The sequence below is a fragment of the Scardovia inopinata JCM 12537 genome (genome assembly GCF_001042695.1).
Classification (GTDB): domain Bacteria; phylum Actinomycetota; class Actinomycetes; order Actinomycetales; family Bifidobacteriaceae; genus Scardovia; species Scardovia inopinata.
Map to the genome: position 1 here is coordinate 1,304,088 of NZ_AP012334.1, position 12,477 is coordinate 1,316,564.

Consider the following 12,477-nt stretch of genomic DNA (forward strand, 5'->3'; position numbering starts at 1 on the left):
GCATGAAACAGTATCACATATGAAACAATACCTAGCACTGTCATATATGACAAGAAGGCAAGAACGATGAGCGAAAATATACCATCCACCATTGGAATTATCGATGTGGGAGGTGGCTTTCGGGCTGTTTTCAACGCCGGTGTTCTGGATGCCTGTCTGAAGAATAATATTCATTGTGACCGCTGTTACGGTGTCTCTGCCGGTAGTGCAGATTTGGCCGGATATCTGTCGGGCCAATACAGGCGAGCCCTCCGCTTCTACGTTGAATACTCATTCCGCAGCAGGTATGCCAGTCTCCATAACATGATCCATCAGCGGGATTTTATTAATCTGGATTATATTTATGGAGACTTATCCAAGCATGATGGCGAATATCCTTTGAATTACCCAGCCCTGAGAGATAATCCTGCAAGTTTTACCATTGTTGCCTGCGACGCCAGAACCGGTCAGCCTCATTATTTTACCAAGGATGATATCAGCCAGGATCATTACGATGTTTTCAAAGCGTCTAGCTGCGTTCCAGCTGCCAATTCTCCCTATGAGATAGACGGCGTCCCCTACTTTGACGGAGGCATAGCCGATCCCATTCCCATCCAGAAGGCTTTCGATGACGGATGTACCAAGGTGATTGTTTTGCTGACCAGGCAGAGAGACATCCCCCGGGAACCTGGCCATGACAGGTTGCCGGGCAAGTTGTTGGAAAAGCGCTATCCAGCGGCGTCAGACCGGATTCTTACCAGATATAAAACCTACAACGATCAGATTGCCTTAGCTGAAAAGTATGAAAAAGAAGGCAAGGCCCTGATCATCGCCCCCACTGATCTTCACGGACTGGATACGCTGAAGAAGACCCGCCAGGGGCTGCTTGATATGTATCAGGACGGAATGCAGCAGGTTGATAAAATCAAAGAATTTCTTTCCCACTAGCCACCCTTGGCAACGGTTCCATCAGTAGATTGCGGGAAATTCTAAGAATATAAGTTTATGGAGGCTACAGAAATATGAATAATGCACCGATTGGTGTTTTTGATTCAGGAATGGGCGGAATCTCAGTTGTTCGTCAGATACGTCAGGACCTGCCCCACGAAGATATTCTCTTTTATGGAGACAGTGCTCATGCGCCCTATGGGACCAAACCCACCGAGCAGGTGAAAGAGCTGAGTTTCGCCGTTACCCGGCATCTGCTCTCTCGGGGAGTTAAAGCCATCGTTATCGCCTGCAACACCGCAACCAGTGCAGCTGCTCCCGATCTTCGCAGCAGCCTCTCTCTCCCTGTCATAGGCATGGAGCCTGCGCTGAAAGTTGCCTGCGACCGGGGCGAAGGCAAGCCTCAAAACGTTCTTGTTCTTGCCACCTCCCTAACCTTGCGGGAGAAAAAGTTTGCCCGCTTGGTTGAGCAGGTTCGAGGGAATAACACTATTCATACCCAGGCCTGCCCAGACCTAGTGTCCTTGGTGGAATCTGGCAAGGTGGAAGACAGAGACCTGGCCATAAAAACCATTACTTCTTATCTGAAGCCTTACGATCTTAATTCCCTGGATTCTGTTGTTTTAGGTTGCACTCACTTTATTTTTTACCGCAACTACTTCCGTCAGATCCTGCCGGATTCCGTTGCAATTATTGATGGCAACGCCGGTACCAGCCACCATGTGCGGACGATCCTGGAAGAATCAGGGAATCTGGCCGACAGGCCGGATAATTATCAGGGACAGGTTACCCTGGAAAATTCCCAAAACACCAAGGAACTTGATCTTCTGGCCCGCCACCTCCTGGAAGCTCCCCTGCCTCGGTAAGCTGGGTATGGCAGGTCACACTAAGACCAACTCCAGTCCGGGAAAAAGCTCCGGGTGATCCAGCAGATAATCCCTTAATACAGCTGCCTGGTTATATACCGGGCTTTTTGCGGCATAAACCAGGGTTACCCGCTGATGAGCTGCAAGAGTTTCTTCCAAAACCGTCAGCCCTTGTGACCTCTCCTCTATTTCCTTCCTGTAGGCAGCAATAAAATCGTCGAAAGTCTGCGGATTATGGCCCCAGGATTTGCGAAGATCATTGCTGGGAGCAATATCTTTCAGCCATAAATCAATCCTGGCCCGCGCCTTGGAAATCCCCCTAGGCCAAAGCCGATCCACTAAAATCCTATATCCATCAGCTGGGTCAGGCTGGTCATAAGCCCGCTTAATTGCCACTTCTCTTTTGCCGCTTACCGGGACCGATGCCTTCTCTGAAGTGGCCGGATTCTCAGTTATCTCTGCTTTATCTGTCATAAATACACCTCCTCGTTTATTATAAACTCCGCATAGACTCCGCATAAACTCTGATGGAAGGCATAGCTGGACAGAAAGAACACGGAGGCAGCACTTTGCCAAGAGACACATATAGAATATAGATGTTCACCCTGCGGCGAAGCAGGGGAAAAACTAGACGGAGGTGGACTATGGCTGAAGGCACAGCCTCACCGGTCGCACAGTCAAGTCAGAACGATCACATCAACCAGCCTATGCGGGTTGAAAAACACGGTGACAAGAAGCTGGCAACCCCAAAAATAATCTGGAGTTTTGCCATAGGACAGCTGGGATGGGCTATTCTGTCCGGGATCGTTTCCAACTGGCTGGTGTATTATTATCAACCCAGTGCGTTTATGAAAAAGAGTGGGATGACCCTTTTCATCACCCAAGGGGCGCTCTTTGCCGGCATCACCCTGATCGGGCTTATTGCTGCTGCCGGCAGGCTGATAGATGCCTTCCTGGATCCCTGGATTGGAGCCAAATCTGACTCCTGCAAGCATCGTCTGGGCCGACGGATGCCTTTTATGCGTTATGCAGCTGTCCCTTTTGGGCTGATCACCACCCTGGTCTTCGTTTCTCCCCTCAACCACATCTCCTGGATCAATGACATCACCCTTCTAATCCTTGTCCTGGCTTTTTACTTCTGCATGACCTGTTACTGTACTCCTTTCAACGCCCTGATACCTGAACTAGGACGGACTCAGGAGCTGAGAATCAACGTTTCAACCACTATTTCGATCACCTTCTTCTTCGGTACTGCCTTTGCCTATCTAGTGCCCAACATTGCTTCCCTCTTCACCCCGATCCTGGGAGTAGCAGGAGGTTTCAGAACAGCCATCGGTATCCTGTCTGTTATTGCTATCATCTGCATGCTGGTGCCTACCTTTACTATCAATGAAAAGGAATACGCCCAAACCACTCCGTCAACTTCCGGAGTCTGGAAAAGTCTGTCTAAAACCTTTAAAAATAAGGATTTCCAGGTTTTCATAGGATCTGATATTCTCTACTGGATTGCTCTGACTATTTTCCAGACCGGAATGCCTTTTTATGTCACTGTTCTCATGGGATTTTCCAGCAACATGACTTCCATCTTCTTTGTTGGTATGACTATCCTCTCCCTTTGCTTCTATGCTCCGGTGAATATTCTTGCAAAGCGAATCGGCAAAAAGAAGTTAGTCGCCTTTGCCTTTTTCTTCTTCTGCCTGGATTTCTTCATCACTGCCTTTGCGGGGACTCTGGGAATCCCTTCTCTCGCCTGGGCCATCGTGATAGCTGTTTTAGCAGCCATTCCCATGGCGATTCTAGGAATCCTTCCCCAGGCAGTGTTGGCAGATATTGCTGAGGCGGATTCGGTGATTTCCGGGGAAAACCGGCAGGGTATGTTTTACGCAGCCCGTACTTTCAGCATGAAGCTGGGACAATCCTTGGCCATGATTATTTTCACCTCTGTTGCCCTCTTGGGTACCAATGGCTTTGGCTACAGGGCTACAGCCCTAGTGGCCACTGTTCTCTGCCTGATTGGTGGAGCGGTCTTTGTTGCTTATAAAGAGAAGCATGTTCTAGCAACGATTGATAGACAGACCAGCAGAAATCCAGCCTAGTCCCTGAAGGCTGAGCTCCGAAGTCTGAACACAACTAAAAACTAAAGCGGAAGCCTGTGAAAAGCTTAAGCTAAAGAGAGGCTAAAAATACAAAGAAAATACAAAGAAGGTGTACTAGAATCTGACAGCTGCTGACAGCTATTCGACTATTCACGTACACCTTCTTATCAGGAATGATCAAGAATAATCAAGAATGCTCAGGAATGATGGCCTGCTAAGCCTTGTCTACGATAGCGGAAACTTCGTCGCTGGCTGTGTCCTTAATGTCATAGGACACAGCCAGAGTCTCCTGAGCAATCAGATCGGCAAACTGCTCTACCTTAGCCCTGTCAGCTGGAGGAACAAGCAGGGTCAGATTAATCCTATCGGAAATATCCAAACCGGCAGCTTTCCGCTCATCTTGAACCAGACGGATAGTATCCCGAGCATATCCCTCTGCAAGCAGGTCATCAGTCAGCTCCGTGTCGAGCAGAACAAAACCGCCTGTAGGCAAAGGAGCGGAGACAATGGAATCGGTATCGCTGGCATGAGCCTCTTCAACCCGGGAGTTAAGCTCATATTCTCCAGGCTCCAGGGCAATATCCCCCTGAGGGGTTTGCACTGTTACCGCTCCAGATTGATCCTTCTTCCAGGAGCCTGTCTTGGCTGCCTTAATTGCTAGCTGAACCTGTTTGCCCAGGCGAGGACCAGCAGCACGAGCATTGACTTTGAGCTCATTGATAACGGTCAGATCGTGTTTACCTGCATCCTCAACCGTGGTATATTCCACAGTTTTCACGTTGAGCTCGGACTTGAAAATGTCCTCGCAGGGCTTGATAGCAGCCGTGTCAGAAACCACAATCGTCAGTTTCGACAAAGGCTGACGGACGCGAATCTGATTTACTTTGCGCAGGGCCAGAGAAGCTGAAACTACCTCGCGAACCTTCTCCATAGCTGCAACCAGACCATCATCCTGGCGCAGAACCTGCCCAAGCTTAGTCTGAGGAGCATCCTTGTGCCCTTGCTCAGTCAGATAGGGCCAGTCAGTCAGATGAACCGATTCGCCCCCAGTCAGACCGCGCCAGATAGTCTCTGTTTCCATGGGAGCCAGAGGGGCCATCACCCGGCACAGAACTTCCAAAGCCGTATAGAGGGTATTGAAGGCGGTCTCATCTTCGTTCCAGAAACGATCTCGGCTGTTACGAACATACCAATTGGTCAGCAGATCAATATAATCAGCAACAGCGTCGCAGGCATCGGAAATAGCAAACTGATCCAGGCTGGTCTCCACAGAGGAGACCAGGTTATGGGTACGGGCCAAAAGATACCGATCCATCCTTGACAAACTGCCGACTTCAGATGCCTTCACCTGTCGGGCTTCCAAACCCTGCCCGTCGTGAGCGGCATTGGCATAGAGGGTAAAGAAGTAGTAGGTGCTCCACAGGGGAAGCATAATCTGCCGAACTGTATCGCGAATACCCCCGGCGGTAACAATCAGATTGCCCCCGCGTAGGATGGGAGAACTCATCAGGAACCAGCGCATGGCATCAGATCCATATTTGTTGAAAACTCCATTCACATCAGGATAATTGCGCAGGTGCTTGCTCATCTTCTGCCCGTCGCTACCCAGAACAATGCCATGGCAGATGACGTTCCTGAAGGCAGGGGAATCAAAAAGGGCTCCGGCCATAATATGAAGAGTGTAGAACCAACCGCGGGTCTGGCCAATATACTCCACCACATAGTCCCCGGGGAAATGCTGCTCAAAGTATTCTTTGTTCTCAAAAGGATAGTGGAACTGAGCAAAAGGCATGGATCCTGATTCAAACCAGCAATCCAGAACGTCAGAAATTCGACGCATTGTAGATTTACCAGTAGGATCGTCAGGATTAGGTCTGGTCAGAGAGTCGACCCATGGCCTGTGGAGGTTGATTTTGCCCTTGTCATCTGTAGGATAACGGCCAAAATCGCGTTTCAGCTCTGCTAAAGATCCGTAGACATCCACCCGCGGATATGCTGGATCATCAGAAACCCACACGGGGATGGGAGAACCCCAATAGCGGTTGCGGGAGATAGACCAGTCGCGGGCGTTTGACAGCCACTTACCAAACTGGCCGTCTTTCACGTTGTCTGGAATCCAGTTAATTTCCTGGTTATGAGCCAGGAGACGATCTTTAATCTTGCTGACCGCAACAAACCAAGAAGAAACGGGTTTGTAAATCAAAGGAGTCCCACAACGCCAGCAATGGGGATAGCTGTGGATGTAAGACCGCTCCTGTACCAGGAAGGCACGATGATCTTCAGGGATATCAGCCAAGGCCCCGGTATGGTGGCGAAGATCGCGAACGATGGGGGTATTGGCTTCAAAGACTCGGGTTCCCTGATAATCAGGAACCAGAGAAGTAAAACGGCAACCCTCATCCAAGTAATCTACTGTGCGAACCCCATACTTGTTGAGGGTGTTGATATCATCCTCACCATAGACAGCCTGGTGAACCAGACCTGTTCCCTCAGTTGTTTCCACATAATCTGCAGGATAAATTGTGAAAGCATTCGGATCTTCGCCCTGCTCGCCGTCCTGACTGGTTGCTTTTCCATCAGCCAGATAGGGGAAGACGGGCCAGTAGCGGCGACCAACCAGGTCAGAACCCTTCAGCTCCTTAAGGACTGTGTAATTATCGCCCAATTCCTTAGCAAACTGAGGGAGCAAAGCCGTGGCAAAATATAGCTTCTTACCGGCAAACCTGCCTTCTGTGGGCTGAACCAGGCTGTAATCGATGTCAGGACCGACCACAATCGCCAGGTTGCCGGGAACAGTCCAGGGGGTCGTCGTCCAGAAAACGGCATAAGCGTCTTCATCCCGCATTTTGACGGCGACTGAAACAGAGATATCCTGCCGATTCTGATAGACATCCGCGTCCATGCGCAGTTCGTGATTGCTTAAAGGAGTTTCATCCTTAGGGCAGTACGGCAGGACCCTGTATCCCTTGTATGCCAACCCTTTCTCATAGAGCTGCTTGAAAGCCCAGATGACCGACTCCATATAGGTGGTATCCAGAGTCTTGTAGCCATTGTCAAAATCAACCCAGCGAGCCTGACGGTGGACATAGTCCTTCCACTCGTTGGTATATTTGAGAACAGATCTGCGGCAGGCATCATTGAAGGCAGCCAGCCCCATCTTGTCAATCTGGCTCTTGTTCTCAATCCCCAGCTCTTTCTCGGCTTCCAATTCTGCCGGCAGGCCGTGGGTATCCCATCCAAAGACGCGGTTGACACGGCGCCCTTTCATGGTCTGATAGCGGGGAATAACGTCTTTAGCGTAACCGGTCAGGAGATGGCCATAATGGGGTAAACCATTGGCAAAAGGCGGGCCATCAAAAAAAACAAACTCATTACCAGAATTGTCTCCGCTGGGACGCTGCTCCACTGACTTCTTGAAGGTACCGTCTGCATCCCAATACTTAAGGACCGATTCCTCCATATCAGGAAAACTGGGATTAGGGGTAATTGCTCCCCCGCCAGGTTCAACATCGCGGGTAACAACCCGGGGGTAAACGCGCTGATTTCGGCTAAGCTTAGCAGCCTGGGCATCGTTTGCACGACCGGCCGTAGTTTTACTATTCTGCTCGCTCACATGCACTCCTCTGTATGACTGATCTTTCATGATGATTCATGACCTTTGACCTTGTCACGAGGACGATGCATGAGCTCCTTCATCCAACGACCCGCTCTTTGCCGATAAAAGCAATATCTTGTGGCTCTGCTGCTGTCTGCTGGCTGCTGCGGCTCATGACCGCGGTACCACCTCGCTTGACAAATGCGACATCTGCTTTCCTGTTTCTGCCAGACCCAAGCTGGTAACGCATTTATCCACTTGTGGCGGGCTGTGTCGGGCCTCTCCCGTCGGTTCTACTGGGAAAGCGCAAGTCTTTCCTTTCTTCCGAAGGCTCCCCGCTGATAACGGATCATTGCCCTGTGGGATTACTATAGCACTGACCAAGATCTTTTTACGCTAGGAGTGTGATAACCATGGTTCATCACGCATTTTTCCCTCCCCTCTTCGCCAGTCAGACTCTTCAGACGGAGATCTTTCTTATCCTCACCAACCGAATTCCTCAACCAGAGTCATCAGTCAGAGTCCTCAACCAAAGTCATCAACCAAATCTTCAGCCAACGACTATTCAAACTTCTTAATCAATTCTCCCAGCAAGACCCATCATGATTTTGACAGTCATTATCCTGACAATAGCCTGAGTCATCAAATCAGAAAAACTTGTGTCCGACCTGGGGCCCTTGCCAGAAGTCCGCTGATGATGGGCTGGACGTATGATGGAGCACCGATACAGGCCATATCGCCACCAGCTTCTATCAGCTTAACTCCCAACTGGTTGATAGGATACCCGCTGATTGCACCGGCAGATAGGGAATCAGAAATCACTATCCCCTGATACCCCTGTTTTTGTCTTAAATATTGTCTGATAATTTTTTGAGAGAATACTGCCGGAATACCGGGATCAATCTGACGGTATTGTGCTAAAGACATCATCACCATTGCCGGATGATCCTTAAGAACCGCAATAAAAGGCTGAGTTTCCTTGCTATCCAGACGGGTTGTAGTGTCTACGGTGCCACGAGCTGTAAAATCGGTGTTGCCGGTCACTGCTCCAAGACCAGGAAAATGTTTAATTGCGGTCTGAACACCGCTGCTTTTCATCCCCTGTACAAAAGCCGATCCATGAGATGCCGTACCAGCCGGGCCCAGACCAAAATCGCGGTTCAAAGCGCCAATAGGAGCATTTGCCGATCGCTGTACCTGTACGGTTCCCAGCACCGGAGCCAGATCCACATTAATGCCAGCCGCTTTCAGCTGACTCCCCCATCGAGCTGCTGACAACCGCAACTGATCGTCCGACATCTTCCCCTGGTAGAGGGCAGAAGGCATCCTCTCAAAACCTGGACCCCTCACATGCTGGACCAGCCCGCCCTCATTGTCAGTGGCAATAATAAGTCTGCTGCCGCCAGACTGCAAGGCAAAGTTTTGTAGCGCATCGACCTGCGGCTTCAACTGAGGCTTCCCTCCATTCCAATTGCCAATAATCAGAACCGATCCCACATGCTGCCGCTCGATTAAAGTCCTCATACTCGAAGCTGAATAACCAGCCTGCAATGGTGCCATGATGGTCTGTCCGACTTTCTCTTCCAGACTCATAGACTTGACTCGTTCAGCAGCTTGAGCCGCTGCTGTTGTCCAGCTATTCTTCCACTTTTGTTCAGCGGTTTGAGGAATGGGAAACGGCGCCGGAGAACGTTTTACACTACCCCGGCGCGGCAGATGAAAAGAATCACCTGTTGCTGTCGTTCGGGATGATTGCGACGCCAGCGGAGAGACTGTCTGGGAATTTTCTGGCAGCTGCCCCATTTGCCAGCCATTCCATAATCCTGACCGAAAAAGGCTGACAGCTGCTATGACGGCAATGACAAGCAGGGCAACAGCAGTGATAAGCAGGAAACGCTTTTTTCGACCAGACCGTGGTTTCTTCATGCTTCCATTATCCCACCTTATGGCAGTGCCTGGCGACAGCGCCTGGCTCACCCAACGCGCAGAAATGCTTGAGTGGCCTCTACCCCGACCCCGCTCACCCAACACGCAAATGCAATCAACAACCCTTACCCCAACCCCGCTCACCCAACGCGCGAATAGGGCAAACTCACGCTTGAAATTGTCACTATAATCTTCAGTATGTACGCGTTGGGTGAGCGCTCATGCACGAATCCGCCTGAGGCTGCAACTGCGCGTTGGGTGAGCGCTACTCAGGTCTACGCCGAAGGCACAACATCTCGTTGGGTGAGCCGTGATTACGATGAAAAGAAAGTAAACTAGCCATAAAACCAATTGAAAATTGGGTGAGCTCTCCTCTCGGGATCTCAGCATCGCAGCGTTTCGACATCCCGACATCTCGTAGCATCTCGACATTCCGTAACCTTTCGACATCCCGACATTCCACTGCCTTTATAAGAGCATGGTCCAATACCCTGGATTACAGGTTAGAGAGCGCTTCCTCCTTATAGACTTATGAGACAAAGACTTATGAGACAAAGTAAGACAAAGAATGTATCAGGAAAGCATAGATACGGCAAAGAACACGCACGGCACAAAACAAAGAATTCAGAAGAGAAGGAAGAAAATAAAAGTAAACAGAAAATAATGAGAAGCAGGAAAATTGAAAAACAAAAAAGAAAACAGAGAAAACGAAAAAGAAGAAAGCTGGAAAAATCGAAAATAAAATAACCAGCCAGACACGCTGCCTTGTGGAGTTGTCTGGCTGAAATTATTTCTGATTGGAGTTTGCCTGCTTACTTGTCTTTTGCATAATGAAGATGCTGACCCGAATGAACAAGAATCCAAGGCTTTGATCCAGAGCAAAAATCAATGGTCTTCCTAGGCACTTGTTGAGAAATTACTTGGTAATTATTATTCCCGCGTTTGGTAATTAAGAAAAGAATCCACTCAGTATCCTCGTTAGATGTATTAAATTTTGCAGACACAGACTGAAAAGCTTGTGGGAAAGAGCTTGGATCTGCATAAGGACAGACAATCAGCGCCTGGGACCAGCGCGCATTATTGACCTTGCCAGGAAGGACAACAGTTGAATCCCCTGCTGCAACTTGACTCTGCAGGTTCTTCTGAACTTCGGCAGCTTGATTCTTATGAACGGTTGATACGGTGATTCCAACAGTAAGTACCAAAACCATCACTAGGGCAATAATCAGCGCCGCAAGTTTACCTTGTTTATTTAGTTTATTACTGGATGCGGTGTGTAAGCGGGCAGTAAGATTGTCTGAATTCTGGGGATTGCCGTTTTCTGCCTCCTGCAGCGGCTTGTTTGCTTCTGTGACACTGGTCCCAGACGTATTATTATTATTCATTTAAGAGTCACCAACTTCCTTTTGTTAGCAAGGTTCTTACTCATTGTAAGGGCTTGAGAATCAGTTTTGGTTTTCTTACCGACCGATCGTCCAATTTTATTGTTAGCAAGATCCATTCTCTTCTCTCTTTGTGGACCAGAACTATACTTTTCGTGATTAGTTGCTATAGTCTCTGCATTATGGATGCCGATATGATGTGTCATAAGTGCATTCCAGTAACAATGCCGGAATGCATCACCTTTACCATTGTGAAGAGATGATTTAAAATACCTTGCCGCTGTATTACTTGCAGTATTAGCATCTTTTGCACCTTGTTTACATCCTGAAATACCTACCTGTATGACACATGCAACCTTCTCTTTTGCACTTGCAAAATAACGATCATAGTAACCTGAAGCGGGGTAACTTTGTAGTTGTGTCTTGTTGGACCCAATATCCTTACCAAAGAACAAATTGTTTACTTCTTTGTCAGAAGAATGATCGATATACTTTAAAATTTCGTGTTTTTGCTCCATTGACATCTTATCGAGTGTTTTAACCGGATCCTGCGATTTACGTAAAATTGTTACAGGATCATTTACTGATGCCATCGCATATTGCCCAGGAAATACAGCGATAAACGATACGCAGCAGAGCGCGGTTATTATTACAAGCAAGCACCTCTTCAAGCTTAACTGTTCCATATCTATCTCCTTATATATTAAGCGTAAACAATCTTCTAGTTTGTCACTTTCTGCCGAATGCCAAAACACTAAAACTGTTTACACTTATCTAGTATAATGTGAGTTTGGACGGAAAATCAGACTGTGCCTCCTAAATTATCAAGGCGCATATTAGAGAACAGATTGCTGGAATACTATTATTGTTTCAAACGATTGGACCCCTTGGGCAGTTATTACTTTGCTGGAGTATTCCTAGAGAACAGTGCTGTAAAAGCGGAGAAAACGATATGTGGAATATTACTTTGCTCCAAAATCGAAGTATTTCACTCGAACTTCTGTCGATTGAAATTAGACACTATGCGCTGTCGCGTTGTTGATGACAAATCTGTATAGCACAGATCAGGCAAGATTGAATATACGGCATTCCCCATCGGTTGCCGTTAGCGACATTGCCTGAAGAAAGGTGATATATTTTTTATAAAAATTCTGCTAACGATCTAGAAGCCACTAAAACTAAGATGCAGAATATACAAACAAAATCAATATTTTTAATGAAAGTATACATCCCTGAAAAACCCAGACATCAATAGACACCTCTCAGAAACAGTTTAGAATAGCAGTGATAATCGATTGATGTGGCTTGGTTTTTGTTCCTAGTAAAACTCACTCTTAAAGGGAGGATAATAGGAATATGAAACAAGGTAAACGATACAGCACAGAATTTAAAACACGTGCTATAGAACTTTTAGAAGAAACACGAACGACTGCACAGTCTGAATCCGAAGCAGTAGCAACGATAGTTTCATCGCTTGGTATAGCACAAGAAACACTACATAGATGGAGCAAAATAGCTGATGCAAGAGCAGTTCCGTCGTTATCTGCGCGTCATGCCCAAGAAGAAGTTAAACGATTACGCAAAGAAAATCGTGAGTTAAAATGTGCTAACGAGATACTTCAGACTGCTTCAGCTTCTTCGCCTCCAGGCTCGACCAGACCACGCATTAAAACATAAATTTATTC

At 48.0% G+C, this 12,477-nt stretch carries 12 protein-coding genes; 6 read left to right on the top strand and 6 right to left on the bottom strand.

The window, feature by feature from the left end:
* The first annotated feature begins 66 nt into the window (after positions 1-66).
* Both SCIP_RS05310 and murI read left to right on the top strand, forming a co-directional pair.
* Positions 67-927, top strand: coding sequence for a patatin-like phospholipase family protein (locus tag SCIP_RS05310; protein ID WP_006293741.1), 861 nt, complete (start codon positions 67-69; stop codon positions 925-927).
* Positions 928-1,001: 74 nt separating this feature from the next.
* Positions 1,002-1,793 (top strand): glutamate racemase, encoded by a 792-nt coding sequence (gene murI / locus SCIP_RS05315; RefSeq protein WP_006293740.1) that lies wholly within the window; start codon positions 1,002-1,004, stop codon positions 1,791-1,793.
* 15 nt (positions 1,794-1,808) lie between these two features.
* Here the strand turns inward: murI and SCIP_RS05320 are convergent, their stop codons facing one another.
* Positions 1,809-2,189 (bottom strand): DUF488 domain-containing protein, encoded by a 381-nt coding sequence (locus SCIP_RS05320; RefSeq protein WP_006293739.1) that lies wholly within the window; start codon positions 2,187-2,189, stop codon positions 1,809-1,811.
* Between the two features lie 248 nt (positions 2,190-2,437).
* Here SCIP_RS05320 and SCIP_RS05325 point away from each other — a divergent pair, with 248 nt between their 5' ends.
* Positions 2,438-3,889, top strand: a complete 1,452-nt coding sequence (locus tag SCIP_RS05325; protein WP_231288069.1) for an MFS transporter — start codon at positions 2,438-2,440, stop codon at positions 3,887-3,889.
* Between the two features lie 214 nt (positions 3,890-4,103).
* On the opposite strand, the gene ileS is transcribed toward SCIP_RS05325, so the two are convergent.
* Positions 4,104-7,502 (bottom strand): isoleucine--tRNA ligase, encoded by a 3,399-nt coding sequence (ileS, locus tag SCIP_RS05330; RefSeq protein ID WP_407695017.1) that lies wholly within the window; start codon positions 7,500-7,502, stop codon positions 4,104-4,106.
* Positions 7,503-7,581: 79 nt separating this feature from the next.
* A complete protein-coding gene (locus SCIP_RS08075) occupies positions 7,582-7,734 on the bottom strand; it encodes a hypothetical protein (RefSeq protein ID WP_155810242.1) in 153 nt (50 codons plus the stop codon).
* A gap of 163 nt (positions 7,735-7,897) precedes the next feature.
* Between SCIP_RS08075 and SCIP_RS08080 the strand changes: the two genes are divergently transcribed.
* Positions 7,898-8,062: a hypothetical protein gene (locus SCIP_RS08080; RefSeq protein ID WP_155810241.1), complete on the top strand. Its 165-nt coding sequence runs from the start codon at positions 7,898-7,900 to the stop codon at positions 8,060-8,062.
* Between the two features lie 64 nt (positions 8,063-8,126).
* Here the strand turns inward: SCIP_RS08080 and SCIP_RS05335 are convergent, their stop codons facing one another.
* Positions 8,127-9,410 (bottom strand): glycoside hydrolase family 3 N-terminal domain-containing protein, encoded by a 1,284-nt coding sequence (locus SCIP_RS05335; RefSeq protein ID WP_006293736.1) that lies wholly within the window; start codon positions 9,408-9,410, stop codon positions 8,127-8,129.
* A 546-nt stretch (positions 9,411-9,956) separates the two neighbouring features.
* Here SCIP_RS05335 and SCIP_RS05340 point away from each other — a divergent pair.
* Complete coding sequence (locus SCIP_RS05340) at positions 9,957-10,157, top strand: hypothetical protein (RefSeq protein ID WP_144427352.1); 201 nt, start codon at positions 9,957-9,959, stop codon at positions 10,155-10,157.
* Positions 10,158-10,222: 65 nt separating this feature from the next.
* Here SCIP_RS05340 and SCIP_RS05345 read toward each other — a convergent pair whose 3' ends face one another.
* Both SCIP_RS05345 and SCIP_RS07535 read right to left on the bottom strand, forming a co-directional pair.
* On the bottom strand, positions 10,223-10,795 hold the full coding sequence (locus SCIP_RS05345) for a hypothetical protein (protein ID WP_006293735.1): 573 nt from the start codon (positions 10,793-10,795) through the stop codon (positions 10,223-10,225).
* On the bottom strand, positions 10,792-11,478 hold the full coding sequence (locus tag SCIP_RS07535; RefSeq protein ID WP_050752403.1) for a DUF6973 domain-containing protein: 687 nt from the start codon (positions 11,476-11,478) through the stop codon (positions 10,792-10,794). Before SCIP_RS07535 ends, SCIP_RS05345 begins: the two co-directional genes overlap by 4 nt.
* A 670-nt stretch (positions 11,479-12,148) precedes the next feature.
* Between SCIP_RS07535 and SCIP_RS07785 the strand changes: the two genes are divergently transcribed.
* On the top strand, positions 12,149-12,469 hold the full coding sequence (locus SCIP_RS07785) for a transposase (protein ID WP_081442852.1): 321 nt from the start codon (positions 12,149-12,151) through the stop codon (positions 12,467-12,469).
* Positions 12,470-12,477 lie beyond the last annotated feature (8 nt).

Bases quoted from the DNA above. Each gene is read 5' to 3' on its own strand.
- murI (WP_006293740.1), top strand. From the start codon at position 1,002: ATGAATAATGCACCGATTGGTGTTTTTGATTCAGGAATGGGCGGAATC.
- SCIP_RS05340 (WP_144427352.1), top strand. From the start codon at position 9,957: ATGAGACAAAGTAAGACAAAGAATGTATCAGGAAAGCATAGATACGGC.
- SCIP_RS05345 (WP_006293735.1), bottom strand. From the start codon at position 10,795: ATGAATAATAATAATACGTCTGGGACCAGTGTCACAGAAGCAAACAAG.
- SCIP_RS07785 (WP_081442852.1), top strand. From the start codon at position 12,149: ATGAAACAAGGTAAACGATACAGCACAGAATTTAAAACACGTGCTATA.
- SCIP_RS08080 (WP_155810241.1), top strand. From the start codon at position 7,898: ATGGTTCATCACGCATTTTTCCCTCCCCTCTTCGCCAGTCAGACTCTT.
- SCIP_RS05325 (WP_231288069.1), top strand. From the start codon at position 2,438: ATGGCTGAAGGCACAGCCTCACCGGTCGCACAGTCAAGTCAGAACGAT.
- SCIP_RS05335 (WP_006293736.1), bottom strand. From the start codon at position 9,410: ATGAAGAAACCACGGTCTGGTCGAAAAAAGCGTTTCCTGCTTATCACT.
- SCIP_RS07535 (WP_050752403.1), bottom strand. From the start codon at position 11,478: ATGGAACAGTTAAGCTTGAAGAGGTGCTTGCTTGTAATAATAACCGCG.
- SCIP_RS08075 (WP_155810242.1), bottom strand. From the start codon at position 7,734: ATGCGTTACCAGCTTGGGTCTGGCAGAAACAGGAAAGCAGATGTCGCA.
- SCIP_RS05310 (WP_006293741.1), top strand. From the start codon at position 67: ATGAGCGAAAATATACCATCCACCATTGGAATTATCGATGTGGGAGGT.